Origin of the sequence: Pseudomonas sp. M1 (genome assembly GCF_022760135.1) — a bacterium.
GTDB classification, from domain to species: domain Bacteria; phylum Pseudomonadota; class Gammaproteobacteria; order Pseudomonadales; family Pseudomonadaceae; genus Pseudomonas; species Pseudomonas citronellolis.
On the sequence record NZ_CP094343.1, the window covers coordinates 5,101,371 to 5,120,361 of the forward strand.

The following is an 18,991-nucleotide window of genomic DNA, read 5'->3' on the forward strand; positions in this document are numbered from 1 at the left end:
CAGGTGCAACGTGGGTCGAGGGGAATCAGTGGTCGCTCCGGCGCCAGGCCTGGGACCGGCGCAGCAGGCCGCGCGAGGCCAGGGCCAGGACGACGGAAGCGGCCGCCGAGGTGAGCAGGATCAGGGTGGACATGGCGGCGGCGCCGCCGACGTTGCCGGCGTCGTCCATGTTCAGCACGGCGACGGCGGCAAGGATGCTGTCCGGGCTGTAGAGGAAGATCGCCGCCGATACCGTGGTCATCGCCGAGACGAACAGGTAGCGGACGATGTCCAGCAGCGCCGGCAGGCAGATCGGCAGGGTCACCTTCAGGTAGTGGCGCCACAGCGGCATCTTCAGCGACAGCGCGGCGGCCTCGAACTCGCCGTCGAGCTGGCGCAGCGCGGTGGTGGCGGTCATCTGCGCGGTGGTCAGGTAGTGGGCGATGGTGCACACCACCAGCAGGGTCATGCTGCCGTAGAACACGTGCAGCGGGTTGCCCGGCAGGTTGAAGAAGAACACGTAGCCCAGGCCCAGGACCAGGCCCGGCACCGCCATGGGCACGAAGCAGAACATGCGCAGCAGCTGGTTCAGCCAGGCCTGCTCGCGGGTCTTCTCCAACAGGTAGGCGCCGGTGAAGATCAGCGCACTGCCGAACAGCGCGGTGCAGCAAGCCAGGGTCAGGCTGTTGCGGTAGGCCAGCCAGCCGCCGCCGGCGGTTTCCTCGAAGGCATAGTGGCGCAGCGACAACGACAGGTTGTACGGCCAGAACTTCACCAGCGAGGAATACACGGCCATGCCCAGCACGCCGAGGATCACCGCGCTGACCAGCAGCACCAGCGCCAGGTAGGCGCCATCGCGGCGGTGCGAGGGCTTGGGCTGGTAGACCTGGGCGCGGCCGCTCATGGAGTCGCCCTGGCGCCAGCGCAGCCAGGCGTCCACCGCGAAGCTCAACAGCGCCGGCAGCAGCAGGAGCATGCCGATCTGCGCACCGCGGCCGAACTGCTGCTGGCCGACCACCGCCTTGTAGGCTTCCAGCGCCAGCACCTGGTAGTCGCCGCCGACCACCACGGGCACGCCGAAGTCGGTGATGGTCAGGGTGAACACCAGGCAGAAGGCGGCGAACACGCCCTGCCGCGAGGCCGGCCAGGTGATGCTGCGGAACGCCTTCCAGGGGCTGGCGCCCATGCTGGAGGCGGCGTCGAACAGCCGCGCGTCGGCCAGCGACAGCGCCGAAAGCAGGATCATCAGCGCATGGGGGAAGGTGTAGATGGCCTCGCCCAGGACGATGCCCCAGAAGCCGTAGATGTTGTCCGGCACCCAGCTGCGCAGCAGGCCCTGGTTGCCGAACAGGTAGATCAGCGCGATGCCCGGCAGCATCGATGGCGCCAGCAGCGGCAGCAGGGAGATGCCGCGCCACAGGCCCTTGGCCGGGATCAGCGTGCGCTGCAGGGCGTAGGCGAAGCCGTAGGCCAGCGGCACGACTATGGCCGCCACGCTCAGCGAGACCTTCAGGCTATTGCCCAGCAGCCAGTGGAAGTTGGCGCTGGCCAGCAGCTCGGCCATGGCCGCCAGGCCGCCGCCCTGCCCTTCGGCGCCGCTGAAGCCGCGCCAGAAGATGGCCAGCAGCGGCAGCAGCACGGCCAGGGCCAGCAGGGCGAGCAGCAACAGCTTGCCGCCGAGGATGAACAGGCGGTCGCCAAGGTCGCCGCGCAGCTTGCCGGCGGCCAGGGCCGGGTCGAGTTTCACTGCGGCATCCATCTCAGGCGAACACCTGCAGGCTCTGCGGCGGCAGCGAGACCCAGATGTCCGCGCTGCCCAGGCGCGGCATCTGCTCCGGGGCCAGTTCGGCCAACAGCGCGTGGCCGGGCAGCTCGTGCAGTTCGAAGCTCATGCGGCAGCGGTTGCCGAGGAAGGTGATCTCGCGGACCTGGGCGCGGAACAGGTTCTCCTGGTGCACCACCGGGTTGATGCCGATCGCCTCCGGGCGGCAGAACAGCCGGCCGCGCGTGGCGTTGGCGCGCTCGCCATGCAGGCGCAGGCTCAGGCCGCCGACCCGCGCCAGGCCGTCGGCGCCGCGCTCGAAGGGCAGCCAATTGCCCTGGCCGACGAACTCGGCGACGAAGGGCGTAGCCGGGGCGCTGTAGATGTCCTGGGCGGTGCCGTACTGCTCGACCTTGCCGTGGTTCATCACGGCGATGCGGTCGGCCATCAGCATGGCCTCGTCCTGGTTGTGGGTGACCATCAGGGTGGTGATGCCCAGGCGCTTCTGCAGCTGGCGCAGCTCGCCGCACAGGTGCTCGCGCACCCGGGCGTCCAGCGCCGACATGGGCTCGTCGAGCAGCAGCAGAGAAGGCGCCGGGGCCAGCGCGCGGGCCATGGCCACGCGCTGCTGCTGGCCGCCGGAGAGCTGGCCGGGGTACTTCTTCTCGCTGCCGGCCAGGCCGACCAGTTCGAGCATCTCGCCCACGCGCTGGCGCGCTTCCTCGCGGCTGGCGCCGGTCAGGCCGTAGGCGACGTTCTGCTCGACGCTGAGATTGGGGAACAGCGCGTAGGACTGGAACAGGATGCCGTAGTCGCGGGCCTGGGGCGGCAGGCGCGAGACGTCGCGCTCACCGATATGGATGACGCCGCCGTCCTGGCGCTCCAGCCCGGCGATGCAGCGCAGCAGCGTGGTCTTGCCGCAGCCGGAGGGGCCGAGCAGGCAGACCAGCTCGCCGCCCTCGATATCCAGCGAAACGCCGTCGAGGGCGGCGAAGTGGCCGAAGCGCTTGTGCATGTCGCGCACCCGCAGCGGGGTGCCGGTGGGGAGGGAATCGTGCATGGCGGAACCTCTTGCAGCTGGCCCGCGGCGACAGACCGCGGGGCTCGATGGAAGGCCATGCTAGGGAAGGAATGCGAAGGCTCTGTTGCGATGGGTGCAACTGCGCCGATAGAGGTATAGGCAGATTTGCGATGGCGAAAGGCTTTTTGCAGGAGCGGGCCCTGCCTGCGATTTCGCGCGCAGGGCGCGCTCCTACAGGGGAATGGCGCGGGTGGGGCAGCGTAGGAGCGGATCTCATCCGCGAATCGCGCCGGAACGTCCGGCTATCGCGGACAAGGTCCGCTCCTACGAAAAACCCTAGGCAATTGCAGCTACGCGGCGGGCGCGGTTTCCCGTGCCAGGGCGAGGAAGGCGCTGGTCAGGCGCGCCTGGCGGCGTTCCTTCAGGCAGAACAGGTATTCGTCGATCAGCGGCGCGCCCTGCAGCTCCAGTACCCGCAGTTCGGGGTTATCCGGCACTTCCTGGCGCGAGATGATGCTCACCCCGAGGTTGCGGATCACCGCCTCGCGGATCGACTCGCGGCTGCCGATCTCCAGCATCGAGGCCGGCGTCACCGCGGACTCGCGCAGCAGCTTCTCGGTCAGCTCGCGGGTGGTCGAGCCGGCCTCGCGCATCAGCAGGCAATGGTTGCGCAGCTCGCCCAGGGCCACCGAGCGCTGCGCCGCCAGCGGGTGGCTGCGGTGCACCGCCAGCACCAGCGGGTCGCGGCCGAGCACCAGGTGGATCAGCCGCGCGTCCTCCACCGGCTGCGACGAGGCCGCCAGGTCCACCCGGCATTCGTAGAGGGCCTCCAGCACCTGCTGCGAGTTGCCGATCTCCACCGACACCTCGATCTGCGGGTAGCGTTCGCGGAAGGCCTTGATCAGCCCCAGCACGTAGTAGGGCGAGGTGGCGCCGATGCGCAGGCTGCCCTGCATCTGCCCGCAGTTGCGCAGGAAGAACTCGATATCCGACTCCTGCTGCAGCAGCGCCTGGACCATGGGCAGCAGGCGCGCGCCTTCATCGGTGAGGGTCAGGCGGCGGCCGCCGCGGTAGAACAGCTCCACGGCGTACTGGCCTTCCAGGCTGCGGATCTGCGTGGTCACCGTCGGCTGGCTGAGGCCGAGCTTCTTCGCCGCCTGGGTGATGCTGCCCAGGCGGGCCACCATATAGAAGGCCTTGAGTTCGGCGCTCAGCATCGCTCGGACCGCTCCGGGAAATGGCTCATCGCTTCTCCGTCATCGCCAGACGTCTGGATTCGACTATCGGGTATCGGCGCCAGGCGCAGTGGCAAGAAACCGGGGGCAATGAGGAAACGGCGGGAAGGATGGCGTCCCCAACTGGATTCGAACCAGTATCTAGCCCTTAGGAGGGGCTTATTCTATCCCTTGAACTATGGGGACACGCCTGGGCCCGCGGCGGCTGCCGGGACCGGGTGGGCATGTTAACCAGCGTCGACGCATTTGTCATGCCGCGGCGCGGATTTCACACCTGCCGAGAAGGCCCGCCTGAACGAACAGCGGCCTCAGCCTGGCGTTGCCGCTGCGCTGAGCCCGGCATCCTCCAGCAGGGCCAGCAGGCCGCGCACGCTGGTCTCCAGGCTGGCGGAGTTGTCCAGCACCCGCAGCGGCGGCGCCAGGCCCTCGGCGAAGGCGGCATTGCGCGCCAGGCGCGCCTCGATCTCCGCCAGGGTTTCCCGGCCGCGGGCGACCAGGCGCTGGCGCAGCACCTCGGGGGCGACCTGCAGCAGCACCGCGAGCAGGCCCGGATAGCGGCGCCGCGCTTCCTCCAGGTAGCCGCGCGAGCCGTTGACCAGCACGACGCGCCCCTGGGCCAGCCAGTGGTCGATCTGCCGCGGGATGCCGTAGCACAGGCCATTGGCCCGCCAGCTCATGGCGAAGGCGCCCTCGCGCTCCAGGCGTTCGAAGGCCTCGGGGGTCACCGCTTCGGCGTCCTCGCCGCGGGCCTCGGCGGAGCGGGTGATCACCCGCCGCACGACCTGCCCGCCCCGCTCGGCCAGCGGCGCCGCCGCGGCCTGGAGCAGGCTGTCCTTGCCCGAGCCCGAAGGCCCCATCAGATAGATCAACTTGCCGCTCATGCTCATCTCTGCACCGCGCCTCCCGGGGCGCGGACGCCGCGTATGATACCCGCCCGCCGGCGCCGCGGAAGCGGGAAAATGGCCGACTCGGCGCTGCGTGGCGAGCCGGGTCGTGACATCATCCGCGCCCCTCGTGAACCATTGCCCGCGCGGGTGGTCGGATGATGGCGCAATGGCGGCCGGGACCGGGGACTTGAGCTAATCTGAGCGAATGGAGCCCATGGGCCGCGCCACCCATCGAAAGAAAGATATGCAGATAGCCTCGCATTTCGGACGATTGGTGCTGGCATTTAGCCTTCATACGACGCAAAATACGTCGCAGAATTGACGTCAAGTAATTGGTCGGCCACCTGATTACTGCCCTTGCGCTGAACGGCCAACGGATTTCGCTGTCATAGGGACTCGAACACAGACCCCCTGGCACCGTTTCCCTGACTTACAGGTTTAATGTATGCGCCCATTGAAACAGGCAACCCCAAGCTACTCCAGTCGCACCGCCGACAAGTTCGTCGTCCGTCTGCCCGAAGGCATGCGCGAGCGTATCGCCGAGGTCGCCCGCAATCACCATCGCAGCATGAACTCGGAAATCATCGCCCGCCTGGAGCAGAGCCTGCTGCAAGAGGGTGCCCTGCAGGACAATCTCGGCATCCGCCTGGACAGCCCCGAGCTGAGCCTGCACGAGCGTGAGCTGCTGCAGCGCTTCCGCCAGCTGACCCACCGCCAGCAGAATGCGCTGATCGCCCTGATCGCCCACGATGCGGAAATGGCCAGCAACGCCTGAGCCCAGCTGCACCGAAGCGCTGTTCGCTTAAACGGAAATGCCGTTTCTCCCATAGGGGAAACGGCATTTTTCATTCCCGCGCCCCATGCCCCGTCCGGCGTGGCCGGTGAATCCGATCGCGGACAAGGTCCGCTCCTACGCCCGTGCCTCCCTGAACCTTAGGCTTGCGCCGAGGTGCTCTTCGTAGGATGGGTTGAGCTTGCGAAACCCATCGAACCCTGATGATGGGTATCGCTTCGCTCAACGCCATCCTACGAAAAAGCCGTGCTTCCTGGACATGCGACACGGATGTCGCGAGAGCCCCGATTCCTGCCTGCAAAAAACCGCCCCCGAAAACGCAAAAACCGCCCGAAGGCGGTTTTTCGCGGCCACTGTGGGCCTACATCAGGAACAGCGTGGCCAGGCCCAGGAAGATGAAGAACCCACCGCTGTCGGTCATGGCGGTGATCATCACGCTGGATCCCATCGCCGGGTCGCGCCCCAGGCGCAGCAGCGTCATCGGAATCAGCACCCCCGCCAGCGCCGCCAGCAGCAGGTTGAGGGTCATGGCCGCGGTCATCACCACGCCCAGCTCCCAGTTGCCGTACAGGTAGAAAGCCACCACGCCTATCACCCCGCCCCACACCAGGCCGTTGACCAGCGCCACGCCCAGCTCCTTGCGCAGCAGGCGCGTGGCGTTGCTGGTCTGGATCTGGTCCAGGGCGATGGCGCGGACGATCATGGTGATGGTCTGGTTGCCCGAGTTGCCGCCGATGCCGGCGACGATGGGCATCAGCGCGGCCAGCGCCACCAGCTTCTCGATGGAGCCTTCGAACAGGCCGATCACCCGCGAGGCGACGAAGGCGGTGATCAGGTTGGTGGCCAGCCAGGTCCAGCGGTTGCGCACCGACTTCCACACCGAGGCGAAGATGTCTTCCTCCTCGCGCAGACCGGCCATGTTCAGCACTTCGGTCTCGCTCTCCTCGCGGATGAGGTCGACCATCTCGTCGATGGTCAGGCGGCCGATCAGCTTGCCGTTCTTGTCCACCACCGGGGCGGAGATCAGGTCGTAGCGCTCGAACGCCTGGGCGGCGTCGTAGCCGTCCTCGTCGGGCTGGAAGGTCACCGGGTCGGTGGCCATGACCTCGGCCACCTGCTTGTCCGGGTCGTTGACCAGCAGGCGCTTGATCGGCAGCACGCCCTTGAGCAGGCCGTCGTAGTCGACCACGAACAGCTTGTCGGTATGCCCCGGCAGCTCCTTCAGGCGGCGCAGGTAGCGCAGCACCACTTCCAGGCTGACGTCGTCGCGGATGGTGACCATCTCGAAGTCCATCAGCGCGCCGACTTCGTCTTCCTCGTAGGACAACGCCGAGCGCACGCGCTCGCGCTGCTGCGCATCGAGGGTTTCCATCAGCTCGTGGACGACGTCGCGCGGCAGTTCCGGCGCCAGGTCGGCGAGTTCGTCGGCGTCCATCTCCTTGGCCGCGGCGAGGATCTCGTGATCGTCCATGTCGGCGATCAGCGTCTCGCGGACGGCGTCGGAAACTTCGAGGAGGATGTCGCCGTCGCGCTCGGCCTTGACCAACTGCCAGACCGTCAGGCGGTCGCCCAGCGGCAGCGATTCGAGGATGTGGGCGATGTCGGCGGGGTGCAGGTCATCGAGCTTGCGCTGCAGCTCGGCGAGGTTCTGCCGGTGTACCAGGTTCTCGACGAGGTCCTGGTGCTGGCCCTCCTGGCGGTGCGCCAGGTCTTCGACCAGCTTGTGCTTGTTCAGCAGCTCGACCACCTGGTTCAGGCGGTCCTGCAGGCTTTCCTGCGGCTTCTTGGCTTCTACTTCGGTCATAGCACGCTCCACCCCCAGCGGCGGAGCGCGCACGGGGGCTTAAAACATCAGGTCGTGTTGAGGCAATCGGGATTCTGGGTAACTACTGGGTAAGTCCATGGTGGTGTGCCCACGCGCCCATATCGGGCAGATAGGAGAAATGATAACACTCCGGAGCCTGTTCAGCGTTACAAAATAGCGGCTAGAACAATCGCTTGCGGCACAAAGTTGAGGGTTACTTCACTGGCTATCACAGACGCCGGAAAAACCTGTCGAGACACCCGGAAATTTCGCGGAGGCCAGGCGGGATAGGCTGCATGCAACCCTGTCACGGAGGATCGGAGATGCGCCTGTCGCCCCTGCACTGCCTGCTGCTCCCGCTGCTCGCCCTCATGCCAATGGACAATCCCGCCGCCACGCCGTTCCGCTGCGAGGCCGCCGATGGCCGTGTCAGCTTCCACCAGCATGGCTGCCCGCCGGGCCAGGCGCAAAGCCGGCAGCGCGCGCACAACCCGACGCCGGGCAGCGGCAGGCCGGTGCCCCTCGCCCGCCCTTCCCAGGAGAGCCGGCGCACGCCATCCGACACGCCGCTGGTGGTGGTCGGCGAGCGCGAGGACGGCTGCGGCAACCGCCTCGACGACCGGGAAAGACGCACCGCGATCCTGCAGAAACGCATCCGCACCGGCATGACCCGCGCGGATGTGGAAAGCGCCTTCGGCCGCCCGGACCGGATCAGCCAGTTGGATGACCGGCAGCGCTACCACTACGACGCCAGGCCCGGCCAGGGCCGGCGCACGGTGACCTTCGACGAGTTCGGCTGCGTGCAGGGCAAGGCCACACGCAAGCGGCGCTGAGCCCGGCCGACTTGGAAAAATGCGGACAAAGAAAAAGGGCCTGCATTGCTGCAGGCCCTTTCGGTGTATGGCGCACTCAGGAGGATTCGAACCTCCGACCGCTCGGTTCGTAGCCGAGTACTCTATCCAGCTGAGCTATGAGTGCGCTGGTTGGTGCAGTTTAGCCAGGTTCACCAACTGGTGCAGCTTCTCGGGCCGAGGCCTTTCGTCGCTGCTGGCGTCCGCTTTCGCGTACCGCCTGTGTAGTGGCGCACTCAGGAGGATTCGAACCTCCGACCGCTCGGTTCGTAGCCGAGTACTCTATCCAGCTGAGCTATGAGTGCGCTGATGGGGCGCAAATTCTAGTCCGAACATTCAGACGTGTCAAACAGATTTTTCAATCTTTTCAGTAGCTTAGCTACCTGACTCGTCATTCGCAGCAGAACGTGCAAATGGCGGAGAGGGGGGGATTCGAACCCCCGACACCCTTTTGAGGTGTACTCCCTTAGCAGGGGAGCGCCTTCGGCCACTCGGCCACCTCTCCGCAACACGGGGCGCATGATATCCATGTTTTCCCCGTTTGCAAAGAATTTTTTATAGAAAAATTAATGGTTTGGTTCTTGGTCTTTCTCTTTCTGGATGCGCTGGTAGATCTCTTCGCGGTGAACAGCGACTTCCTTCGGCGCGTTCACGCCAATGCGCACCTGATTTCCCTTGACGCCCAGCACAGTCACAGTGACGTCATCACCAACCATCAGGGTCTCTCCGACCCGGCGAGTCAGAATCAGCATTCCTTTCTCCTTTCGTGTTTCGGATAAGCAGTCTGCAAAAAAAGAAATGGCGGCAGAGCCACTGAATATCAAGTGTGTGCTCCTTCACCCAAGTATTGACCAGTCCGCGCGGAATGAAAGTTCCGGCGGCCCGGTCAAAAACGACAAAAGGCGCGGGATGAGCCGCGCCTTTTGCATGATGCCCTCTTACTCGCCCTGGCGGGCCGGGGCATCCAGCTCGAAGGCAGTGTGCAAGGCGCGCACCGCGAGCTCCAGGTATTTTTCCTCGATGACCACGGACACCTTGATTTCCGAGGTGGAGATCATCTGGATGTTGATGCTCTCCTTGGCCAGCGCCTCGAACATGCGGCTGGCGACGCCGGCGTGGGAACGCATGCCGACACCGACGATGGAGACCTTGGCGATGTTGGTGTCGCCGGTGGCTTCGCGCGCGCCGATGTTGGCGGCGGTCTGCTTGAGGATTTCCAGGGCGGCCAGGTAGTCGTTGCGGTGCACGGTGAAGGTGAAGTCGGTGGTGTTATCGTGCGAGACGTTCTGCACGATCATGTCGACTTCGATGTTCGCGGCACTGATCGGCCCGAGGATCTTGAAGGCCACCCCGGGGGTATCCGGTACGCCACGGATGGTCAGCTTGGCTTCGTCGCGGTTGAAGGCGATGCCGGAGATGATCGGCTGTTCCATGGATTCCTCTTCATCAAGGGTAATGAGGGTGCCCGGACCCTCCTGGAAGCTGTGCAGCACGCGCAGCGGAACATTGTACTTGCCGGCGAACTCCACCGAGCGGATCTGCAGCACCTTGGAGCCGAGGCTGGCCATTTCCAGCATTTCCTCGAAGGTGATCTTGTCCAGTCGGCGGGCCTGCGGCACTACGCGCGGGTCGGTGGTGTAGACGCCATCGACGTCGGTATAGATCTGGCACTCGTCGGCCTTCAGCGCCGCGGCCAGGGCCACGCCGGTGGTGTCGGAGCCGCCGCGGCCGAGGGTGGTGATGCTGCCGTGCTCGTCCACGCCCTGGAAGCCGGCGACCACGACCACGCGGCCGGCCTTGAGATCGGCGCGGATGTTGGCGTCGTCGATGCTCAGGATACGCGCCTTGGTGTGCGCGCTGTCGGTCAGGATGCGCACCTGGTTGCCGGTGTAGGAAACCGCCGGCACGCCGCGCTTGATCAGGGCCATGCTCAGCAGGGCGATGGTCACCTGCTCGCCGGTGGAGACCATGACGTCCAGTTCGCGCGGAACCGGTTGGTCCATGATCTGCTTGGCCAGGCCGATCAGGCGGTTGGTCTCGCCGCTCATGGCGGAAACCACCACCACGATATCGTCACCCGCCTCGCGGAATTTCTTCACCTTCTCGGCTACCTGCTCGATACGCTCGACGGTGCCGACGGAGGTCCCTCCAAACTTCTGTACGATCAAAGCCATTTCAAAAGCCGCCTGATTCCTGAAGGGCGCCCATTAGACAGACATCGCTGCCCCTTGCCAAGGCCCGCCGGGCGCGCCGCGGGCCTGGCCTTGCCGGTGCTTACCGGCCCTGTTCGACGAAGGCCTTGGCCAGGGCCAGGGCCTCGTCCAGCTTGCCGGCGTCGGTGCCGCCGCCCTGGGCCATGTCCGGGCGACCGCCGCCCTTGCCGCCCACGGCTGCCGCGGCCTGCTTCATCAGGTCGCCGGCCTTGAGTTTGGCGGCCAGGTCCTGGGTCACCCCGGCGACCAGCACCACTTTCTCCTCGAACACGCCGCCAAGCAGGATCACGCCGCTGCCCAGCTTGTTCTTCAGCTGGTCGACCAGCGCCAGCAGCGCCTTGCCGTCCAGGCCGTCGAGACGCGCGGCCAGCACTTTCACGCCCGCCACGTCCACGGCCGAGCCGGCCAGGTCGTCGCCGGCGGCGCTGGCGGCCTTGGCCTTGAGCTGCTCCAGCTCCTTCTCCAACTGGCGGTTGCGCTCCAGCAGGCCGGCGAGCTTGTCCAGCAGGTTGTCGCGGCTACCCTTGACCAGGCCGGCCGCTTCCTTGAGCTGCTCTTCGGCGCCATTGAGGTAGGCCAGCGCAGCCGCGCCGGTCACCGCCTCTATGCGGCGCACGCCGGCAGCCACGCCGCCTTCGCTGGTGATCTTGAACAGGCCGATGTCGCCGGTGCGGCCGACGTGTGTGCCGCCGCACAGTTCGACGGAGAAGCCGCCGCCCATGGTCAGCACGCGCACCTGGTCGCCGTACTTCTCGCCGAACAGCGCCATGGCGCCCTTGGCCTTGGCGGTGTCGATGTCGGTCTCTTCGGTTTCCACGACGCTGTTGGCGCGGATCTCGCGGTTGACGATGTCTTCCAGCTGCTTCAGCTGCTCGGGCTTGATGGCCTCGAAGTGGCTGAAGTCGAAGCGCAGGCGCTGGCTGTCCACCAGCGAGCCCTTCTGCTGCACGTGGTCGCCCAGCACCTGGCGCAGCGCGGCGTGCAGCAGGTGGGTGGCGGAGTGGTTCAGCGCGGTGGCCTGGCGCACGCTGGCGTCGACCTCGGCCTTGACCGCGGCGCCGACGCTCAGGCTGCCCTGGGCGACGATGCCGTGGTGCAGGTGGGCGCCGCCGGCCTTGGTGGTGTCGCGCACGTCGAAGCGCACGCCGGCACCGGAGAGGGTGCCGCAGTCGCCGACCTGGCCGCCGGATTCGGCGTAGAACGGCGTCTGGTCGAGGACGACCACGCCCTCCTCGCCTTCATTGAGTTTTTCGACGGCCTTGCCGTCCTTGAACAGCGCGATGATCTGGCCGGCGCCGGACACGCCCTGGTAGCCCAGGAAGCGGGTGTCGCCGTCGACTTTCACCAGGGCGTTGTAGTCCATGCCGAAGGCGCTGGCGGAGCGGGCACGCTCACGCTGGGCCTCCATCTCGCGCTCGAAGCCTTCCTCGTCGAGGGTCAGGCTGCGCTCGCGGGCGATGTCGTTGGTCAGGTCCACCGGGAAGCCGTAGGTGTCGTACAGCTTGAACACCACGTTGCCGGGGATGACGCTGCCCTTGAGCTCGCTCAGGTCCTGTTCGAGGATCTTCAGGCCCTGCTCCAGGGTCTTGGCGAACTGCTCTTCCTCGGTCTTGAGCACGCGCTCGATGTGCGCCTGCTGCTGCTTGAGTTCGGGGAAGGCCTCGCCCATCTCGGCCACCAGCGCGGCGACGATCTTGTGGAAGAAGCTGCCCTTGGCGCCCAGCTTGTTGCCGTGGCGGCAGGCGCGGCGGATGATGCGGCGCAGCACGTAGCCGCGGCCCTCGTTGGACGGCAGCACGCCGTCGGCGATGAGGAAGCTGCAGGAACGGATGTGGTCGGCCACCACCTTCAGCGACGGCGCGTCGTCGTTGGCGCAGCCGATGGCTTCGGCGGAGGCTTTGAGCAGGCTCTGGAACAGGTCGATCTCGTAGTTCGAGTGGACGTGCTGCAGCACGGCGCTGATGCGCTCCAGGCCCATGCCGGTGTCCACGCTCGGCGCCGGCAGCGGGTGCATGACGCCGTCCGCGGTGCGGTTGAACTGCATGAACACGTTGTTCCAGATCTCGATGTAGCGGTCGCCGTCCTCTTCCGGGGAGCCGGGCGGGCCGCCCCAGATGTCGGCGCCGTGGTCGTAGAAGATCTCGGTGCAGGGGCCGCAGGGGCCGGTGTCGCCCATCGCCCAGAAGTTGTCGGAGGCGTAGGGGGCGCCCTTGTTGTCGCCGATGCGCACCATGCGCTCGGCGGGCACGCCGACTTCCTGGGTCCAGATGTCGTAGGCCTCGTCATCGCTGGCGTAGACGGTGACCCAGAGCTTGTCCTTGGGCAGGTTCAGCCACTTGTCCGAGGTGAGGAATTCCCAGGCGTAGTGGATGGCGTCGCGCTTGAAGTAGTCGCCGAAGCTGAAGTTGCCCAGCATTTCGAAGAAGGTGTGGTGGCGCGCGGTGTAGCCGACGTTTTCCAGGTCGTTGTGCTTGCCGCCGGCGCGGACGCACTTCTGGCTGGTGGTGGCGCGGGTGTAGGCGCGCTTTTCCAGGCCGAGGAAGCAGTCCTTGAACTGGTTCATGCCGGCGTTGGTGAACAGCAGGGTCGGGTCGTTCGCCGGAATCAGCGAACTGGACGCTACGCGGGTGTGCCCCTTCTCTTCGAAGAAGCGGAGGAAGGCTTCACGGATTTCAGCGCTTTTCATAGGTTCTTCCACGGAAAAATGCGGCCACGAATCGCCGGCAAAGGGCCGCATTATATCGGCCCTGCGCACCGGGTACAGTGTGTTTCTACGATAGATGGCAGCTATTGCGCCTCTATCCTAGTCAGTCGCGACGAAAGGCGGCGAAAGCCTCGACGATACGGGGAATGTCCGCGGTTTTCACGTCCAGGTGAGTAACCAGGCGCAGGCGCGGGGCGGCGCTGACGCGGATGCCGCGCTCGCCGAGGAAGTCGCGCAGGGCCGCGGCACGCTCGCCGAGGTCGACATAGACCATGTTGGTCTGCACCGGCTCGACGGCGTAGCCCAGGTCCGCCAGGCCGCGGCCGAGGGTTTCGGCGTTGGCGTGGTCCTCGGCCAGGCGCTGCACCTGGTGGTCCAGCGCGTACAGCCCGGCCGCCGCGAGCCCGCCGGCCTGGCGCATGCCGCCGCCGACCATCTTGCGCAGGCGCCGGGCCTTGCCGATCAGCCCGGCGCTGCCGCACAGCACCGAGCCCACCGGCGCGCCCAGGCCCTTGGACAGGCACACCGAGACGGAATCGAAGTGGCGGGTGATCTCGCCGGCGTCCACGCCCAGCTTGACCGCGGCGTTGTACAGGCGCGCGCCGTCCAGGTGCAGGGCCAGGCCGCGGCGCTGCGTCAGCTCGCGGGCGGCGGCCAGGTAGGCCAGCGGCAGGACCTTGCCCTGCATGGTGTTTTCCAGCGCCAGCAGGCGGGTGCGGGCGAAGTGGAAGTCGTCCTGCTTGATGGCCGCCTCGACCTTGGCCAGGTCCAGCGAGCCGTCGGCCTCGCCCTCGATGGGCTGCGGCTGGATGGAGCCGAGCACCGCGGCGCCGCCGCCTTCGTATTTATAGGTGTGGGCCTGCTGACCGACGATGTACTCGTCGCCGCGTTCGCAGTGGGCCATCAGCCCGAGCAGGTTGCTCATGGTGCCGCTGGGCACGAAGAGCCCGGCCTCGAAACCCAGGCGTTCGGCCAGGACGGCCTCCAGGCGGTTGACGGTGGGGTCCTCGCCATACACGTCGTCGCCCAGCTCGGCCCGGGCCATGGCCTCGCGCATCCCGGCGCTGGGCAGGGTGACGGTGTCGCTGCGAAGGTCGATGACGGACATGACGGGGCTCCTGGAACGCGGGGAAAGAGCCCGATGCTATGTGCTTGGCTGCCTGGGGACAAGGCTCGGAAGGCAGCTCTTCGCGGGCAGGGGAATGGCGTGGGTGGAACAGAGTAGGAGCGGATCTTATCCGCGAATCGCGCCGGTGTGTCCGGCTATCGCGGACAAGGTCCGCTACGGCGTGAGGAATGTCGTGCCTCCCGGCAACCTGTAGGAGCGGGCCCTGCCCGCGATTTCGCGCGCAGGGCGCGCTCCTACAGGGGAATGGCGGGGGTGGCGCAGCGTAGGAGCGGATCTCATCCGCGAATCGCGCCGGAACGTCCGGCTATCGCGGACAAGGTCCGCTCCTACGGCGGGAGGAATGTCGTGCCTCCCGGCAACCTGTAGGAGCGGGCCCTGCCCGCGATTTCGCGCGCAGGGCGCGCTCCTACAGGGGAATGACGTGGGTGGGGCAGCGCCCAAACGCCGGGCGCTCAGAGCTTGGTGGGCACCACGAGAATGCCGGCGCGCAGGCCGTTCCGCACCCGCGGGTTGGGGAAGATGATGCGCGCGCCTTTCTCTTCGACGATCCAGCGGGTGCCGCCGATGTCCTCGGCGAGCAGGTAGCCATGGTCCAGCTCGGTGAAGTTGTCCACGGCGTCGTCCAGGTGCAGGCGGAAGTGGTCGCTGTGCTTGATCACCTCGCGGGACACGGCGAACAACTGCAGGCCGTCCAGCCCGCCCTCCTCCACCGGCGCCTCGCTGCCGTCGACCAGCACCTGCAGCAGCGCCTCCAGGCGGCCCAGGTTGACCACCTGGTTCTGCCCGAACGGCCGCGCCTTGCCCAGCTCCAGGGTGAAGGCCTCGGCGCCCAGGCGGCTGTAGGTGTAGGAGCTGAAGGTGATGCCGGTCTTGTTCTGCAGCAGCACCGCGTCTATCCCGGCGCTGCGCAGGCGCGCCAGCTCCACGCGGGAGTGCTCGCGGCCTTCGCTCCAGGGGTAGAGGGCAAATTGCTCGATCTTCGAACCGCGGATCGCCGTGTGCAGGTCGTAGTGCAGGCGCTGGCGGCCGTCGCGGGCGAAGAAGGCCGCGGCCAGGCGTTCCAGTTCGGCAGCGCGCAGGGCCTCGCTGCCGCTGCCGTCCTCGTGGCGGCCGCAGAACAGGCGGTTGATGTCCTGTTCCAGGTAGCGTTCGCCGCGGCGCATGGCTTCCGGGTTGCCGAGCAGAAACAGCAGGCGCGCCGCCGGCTTCAGCTCGCCGCGGGCGATGCGCTGGACCAGGCGGTCGAGCAGTTCGATGGGCGCCGTCTCGTTGCCGTGGATGCCGGCCGAGAGCAGCAGGTCCAGGCCGTTGTCGCGGCCGCTGGCGGGGGTCACCTCGAGGGCGCCTTCGGCCAGCCAGTGCAGGCGCGTGCCGTCGGCGGTGAGCTGGATCTTCTCGGTCGGCTCGCGACCGACGAGGGTCAGGTCGAGCAGCTTGCCCAGTGCTAGCATGCGCGGGTCTCCCGGTTGGCCGCCGGCACCTGCGGGCGGCGGCCCCTGCGATCAGTGATGGTCACATCCACAGTCTGGACCATGTTCGTGGACTTCGGCGGCCTCCAGCTCCAGGCTCAGGCTGAGCTGGTTGACCGCCTGCGGGCGGACCACCAGCAGCGGTACCTCGGTGTCCTCCTCGAAGGACTCGGCGTAGATCAGCAGGCCGCCCTTGCCGTCGGCCTCCAGCCACAGGTCGCGGCCCTCCAGGCGGATGGCCAGGCGGGCGCTGTGGGTCTCGCGACGGGCGCCGGTGGCGTCTTCGAGGATCAGCGGAAGGCTTTCGGTGGTCATGATGTTCAACTCATCTGGAAGGGATAGACGGAGCCCAGTTTAAGGATCCGGCTCAGTTCATCCAATGCCGTCCGGCACTCCACCAGCAACTGCGGGTCGGCCAGGTCGGCTTCGGACAGGCGGTCGCGGTAGTGCTTGTCGACCCAGGCCACCAGGGTGTCGTACAGCGCCGGGGTCATGACCACGCCCGGGTTCACCGCGGCCAGCTCGGCCTCGTTGAGCGCCACGCGCAGGCGCAGGCAGGCCGGGCCGCCGCCGTTCTGCATGCTCTGCTTGAGGTCGAAGACCTTCACTTCGCGGATCGGCCCGCCCTCGGCGGTCAGGCGCGACAGGTAGTTCCACACGCGCTCGTTCTGCCGGCACTCTTCCGGGACGATCAGCAGCATGCTGCCGTCGGCGCGGCTGAGCAGCTGGCTGTTGAACAGGTAGGACCTGACCGCGTCTTCCACGCTCACCTGGTCGCCCGGCACGCAGACCGGCTGGAAGCGGCCGCCGCGGCGGCCCAGCTTGGCGTCCAGCTCGGCCAGCACCTTGTCGGTGTCGAGGAAGGCGTCCTGGTGGTAGAACAGCACCTCGCCGTTGCCCACGGAAATCACGTCGTTGTGGAACACACCCTGGTCGATTACCGCCGGGTTCTGCTGGGCGTAGACCACGCCCTCCTCGCCCAGGCCGTGCAGGCGGGCCACCGCCTGGCAGGCTTCGAGGGTCTGCCGCGCCGGGTAGCGCTGCGGCGCCGGGAAGCGGCTGTCGAAGGCGCTGCGGCCGAACACGAAGAACTCCACGCCGGCCTCGCCGTAGCCCTTGCAGAAGCGCGTGTGGTTGGCCGCGCCCTCGTCGCCGAACTGCGCCACCGCCGGCAGCGCAGCGTGGTGGGCGAAGTGTTTCTCGTCGCCGAACATGGCGCCGAGGATGCGGCTGGTGACCGGATGCTCGATGGAGCGGTGGAACTTGCAGTTCAGGTTGGCCGCGGTGAAGTGCACGCGGCCATCGGCGGTGTCGGCGCTGGGGCTGACGGTGGCGGCGTTGGCCGTCCACATGCAGGAGGCCGAGCTGACCGCGGCGAGCAGCGGCATGGCTTCCTTCGCCGCCTTGGCGATCACCTCGGCATCGCTGCCGCTGAAGCCGAGGGCCCGCAGCGAGGCCACAGCCGGGCGTTCCTGAGGGGCGAGCACACCCTGCTTGAAGCCCATTTCCATCAGCGCCTTCATCTTCGCCAGGCCCTGCTTGGCGGCTTCCTTCGGGTTGGACGCCACCTGGCTGTTGCTCTGCGAGGCGACGTTGCCGTAGGACAGGCCACCATAGTTGTGCGTCGGGCCGACAAGACCGTCGAAGTTCATTTCATAGGCGGTCATCACAGGCTCACTCCCGGAGTCAGGGTTGCAGGCAGGGCAAGGCTTTCGCTTTCCAGCGAGGCCACCGGATAGGCGCAGTAGTCGGCGGCGTAGTAGGCGCTCGGGCGGTGGTTGCCGGAGGCGCCGATACCGCCGAAGGGCGCGCTGCTGGCGGCGCCGGTCAGTTGCTTGTTCCAGTTGACGATGCCGGCGCGGCTGTCGAGCAGGAAGCCCTCGAAGCGCTCGCGGGAATCGGACAGCAGGCCGGCGGCCAGGCCGTACTGGGTGGCGTTGGCTTCGCGCACGGCTTCGTCGAAATCGCCGTAGCGGATGACCTGCAGCAGTGGGCCGAAGAATTCTTCGTCCGGGCGCTGCGCCATGCCGGTCACGTCGAGGATGCCGGGGGTCAGCAGGGCCGCGCCTTCCAGCGGCTGGGACATGGCCAGCAGGGCCACGGCACCGTTGGCCAGCAGGTGCTCCTGGGCCTTGAGCAGGTGCTCGGCGGCGGCCAGGGAGATCACCGAGCCCATGAAGGGCGCCGGCTGTTCGTCGAAGCGGCCGACCTTGATGCTCGCGGTCACCGCCACCAGGCGCGCCAGCAGGGCGTCGCCCCACTCGCCCGCCGGCACCAGCAGGCGCCGCGCGCAGGTGCAGCGCTGGCCGGCGGAGATGAAGGCGGACTGGATGATGGTGTAGACGGCGGCGTCGATGTCCTTCACTTCATCGACGATCAGCGGGTTGTTGCCGCCCATCTCCAGCGCCAGGATCTTCTGCGGCTGGCCGCCGAACTGGCTGTGCAGCAGGTTGCCGGTGCGGCTGGAGCCGGTGAAGAACAGGCCGTCGATGTCCGCGTGCGCAGCCAGGGCCACGCCGGTGTCGCGGGCGCCCTGCACCAGGTTGAGCACGCCCGCCGGCAGGCCGGCGTCGATCCAGGCGCGGACGGTCAGCTCGGCGACCTTGGGCGTCAGTTCGCTGGGCTTGAAGATCACGCAGTTGCCGGCCAGCAGCGCCGGCACTATATGGCCGTTGGGCAGGTGGCCGGGGAAGTTGTAGGGGCCGAACACCGCGACCACCCCGTGCGGCTTGTGGCGCAGCACGGCCGTGGCGTCGGCCAGCGGGCCGCTCTTGATGCCGGTACGCTCGCGGTAGGCCTGGACCGAGATGGCCACCTTGTTGACCATGCTGGTGACTTCGGTGCCGGATTCCCACAGCGGCTTGCCGGTTTCCTCGCCGATCGCCCGGGCCAGCTCGTCGCTGCGCGCCTTGAGGGTGGCGGCGAAGGCTTCCAGCACGGCGATGCGCTCTTCCAGCGGGCGCCGCGCCCAGGCCGGGAAGGCGGCGCGGGCGGCGGCCACGGCGGTGTCGACCTGTCCGGCGCTGGCGGCGCGGCCGCTCCAGACCACGGCCTGGCTGACCGGGTCGAGGGATTCCAGGGTAGCGCCCTCGCCCGCCTGCCACTGGCCGGCGATGTAGTGGGTAGTCATCTCTTGTTCTCCTC

General features: G+C 67.3%; 15 protein-coding genes and 4 tRNA genes. 2 read left to right on the forward strand and 17 right to left on the reverse strand.

The genetic code is table 11. The features are described 5' to 3' along the window. Nucleotides 1-25 precede the first annotated feature (25 nt). The 5 genes from PM1_RS22390 to phnN form a co-directional block, all read right to left on the reverse strand. Nucleotides 26-1,738, reverse strand: coding sequence for a putative 2-aminoethylphosphonate ABC transporter permease subunit (locus PM1_RS22390; protein WP_009620788.1), 1,713 nt, complete (start codon nucleotides 1,736-1,738; stop codon nucleotides 26-28). A gap of 1 nt (nucleotide 1,739) precedes the next feature. Then, entirely contained in the window at nucleotides 1,740-2,801 is a 1,062-nt protein-coding gene (locus tag PM1_RS22395; RefSeq protein WP_009620786.1) for a putative 2-aminoethylphosphonate ABC transporter ATP-binding protein, read from the reverse strand. 311 nt (nucleotides 2,802-3,112) lie between these two features. Beyond that, nucleotides 3,113-3,979, reverse strand: a complete 867-nt coding sequence (locus tag PM1_RS22400; protein WP_009620785.1) for a LysR substrate-binding domain-containing protein — start codon at nucleotides 3,977-3,979, stop codon at nucleotides 3,113-3,115. Nucleotides 3,980-4,108: 129 nt separating this feature from the next. After that, a tRNA-Arg gene (locus PM1_RS22405) sits at nucleotides 4,109-4,183 on the reverse strand. Nucleotides 4,184-4,305: 122 nt separating this feature from the next. Next, nucleotides 4,306-4,878, reverse strand: coding sequence for a phosphonate metabolism protein/1,5-bisphosphokinase (PRPP-forming) PhnN (phnN, locus tag PM1_RS22410; RefSeq protein ID WP_024128239.1), 573 nt, complete (start codon nucleotides 4,876-4,878; stop codon nucleotides 4,306-4,308). A gap of 451 nt (nucleotides 4,879-5,329) precedes the next feature. Here phnN and amrZ point away from each other — a divergent pair, with 451 nt between their 5' ends. Beyond that, the gene (amrZ, locus tag PM1_RS22415) at nucleotides 5,330-5,659 is read left to right on the forward strand and encodes a transcriptional regulator AmrZ (RefSeq protein WP_009620783.1); all 330 of its coding nucleotides are present in this window, start codon (nucleotides 5,330-5,332) and stop codon (nucleotides 5,657-5,659) included. A gap of 379 nt (nucleotides 5,660-6,038) precedes the next feature. On the opposite strand, the gene mgtE is transcribed toward amrZ, so the two are convergent. After that, complete coding sequence (gene mgtE / locus PM1_RS22420; protein WP_009620782.1) at nucleotides 6,039-7,481, reverse strand: magnesium transporter; 1,443 nt, start codon at nucleotides 7,479-7,481, stop codon at nucleotides 6,039-6,041. Between the two features lie 323 nt (nucleotides 7,482-7,804). On the opposite strand from mgtE, the gene bamE reads away from it, so the two are divergent. After that, nucleotides 7,805-8,314 carry an outer membrane protein assembly factor BamE domain-containing protein gene (gene bamE / locus PM1_RS22425; protein WP_009620781.1) on the forward strand — a complete coding sequence of 170 codons (510 nt, stop codon included), beginning with the start codon at nucleotides 7,805-7,807 and terminating at the stop codon, nucleotides 8,312-8,314. Between the two features lie 68 nt (nucleotides 8,315-8,382). Here bamE and PM1_RS22430 read toward each other — a convergent pair. From PM1_RS22430 to astD, 11 genes are all read right to left on the reverse strand, one after another. Then, nucleotides 8,383-8,459, reverse strand: a tRNA-Arg gene (locus PM1_RS22430). Between the two features lie 101 nt (nucleotides 8,460-8,560). Beyond that, a tRNA-Arg gene (locus PM1_RS22435) sits at nucleotides 8,561-8,637 on the reverse strand. Nucleotides 8,638-8,746: 109 nt separating this feature from the next. Continuing rightward, nucleotides 8,747-8,837: transfer RNA gene (locus PM1_RS22440), tRNA-Ser, on the reverse strand. A 61-nt stretch (nucleotides 8,838-8,898) separates the two neighbouring features. Next, nucleotides 8,899-9,084, reverse strand: a complete 186-nt coding sequence (csrA, locus tag PM1_RS22445; protein WP_003085981.1) for a carbon storage regulator CsrA — start codon at nucleotides 9,082-9,084, stop codon at nucleotides 8,899-8,901. Nucleotides 9,085-9,270: 186 nt separating this feature from the next. Next, the gene (locus PM1_RS22450; RefSeq protein WP_009620772.1) at nucleotides 9,271-10,506 is read right to left on the reverse strand and encodes an aspartate kinase; all 1,236 of its coding nucleotides are present in this window, start codon (nucleotides 10,504-10,506) and stop codon (nucleotides 9,271-9,273) included. Nucleotides 10,507-10,606: 100 nt separating this feature from the next. Next, complete coding sequence (alaS, locus tag PM1_RS22455) at nucleotides 10,607-13,231, reverse strand: alanine--tRNA ligase (protein ID WP_009620770.1); 2,625 nt, start codon at nucleotides 13,229-13,231, stop codon at nucleotides 10,607-10,609. Nucleotides 13,232-13,352: 121 nt separating this feature from the next. Continuing rightward, on the reverse strand, nucleotides 13,353-14,357 hold the full coding sequence (ltaE, locus tag PM1_RS22460; protein ID WP_009620768.1) for a low-specificity L-threonine aldolase: 1,005 nt from the start codon (nucleotides 14,355-14,357) through the stop codon (nucleotides 13,353-13,355). Nucleotides 14,358-14,830: 473 nt separating this feature from the next. Continuing rightward, nucleotides 14,831-15,829 (reverse strand): succinylglutamate desuccinylase, encoded by a 999-nt coding sequence (astE, locus tag PM1_RS22465; RefSeq protein ID WP_009620764.1) that lies wholly within the window; start codon nucleotides 15,827-15,829, stop codon nucleotides 14,831-14,833. 51 nt (nucleotides 15,830-15,880) lie between these two features. Further along, nucleotides 15,881-16,162, reverse strand: a complete 282-nt coding sequence (locus PM1_RS22470; protein ID WP_009620763.1) for a hypothetical protein — start codon at nucleotides 16,160-16,162, stop codon at nucleotides 15,881-15,883. 5 nt (nucleotides 16,163-16,167) lie between these two features. Further along, nucleotides 16,168-17,514 carry an N-succinylarginine dihydrolase gene (gene astB, locus PM1_RS22475; protein WP_009620762.1) on the reverse strand — a complete coding sequence of 449 codons (1,347 nt, stop codon included), beginning with the start codon at nucleotides 17,512-17,514 and terminating at the stop codon, nucleotides 16,168-16,170. Continuing rightward, the gene (gene astD, locus PM1_RS22480; protein ID WP_009620760.1) at nucleotides 17,514-18,977 is read right to left on the reverse strand and encodes a succinylglutamate-semialdehyde dehydrogenase; all 1,464 of its coding nucleotides are present in this window, start codon (nucleotides 18,975-18,977) and stop codon (nucleotides 17,514-17,516) included. Before astD ends, astB begins: the two co-directional genes overlap by 1 nt. Between the last annotated feature and the right edge of the window lie 14 nt (nucleotides 18,978-18,991).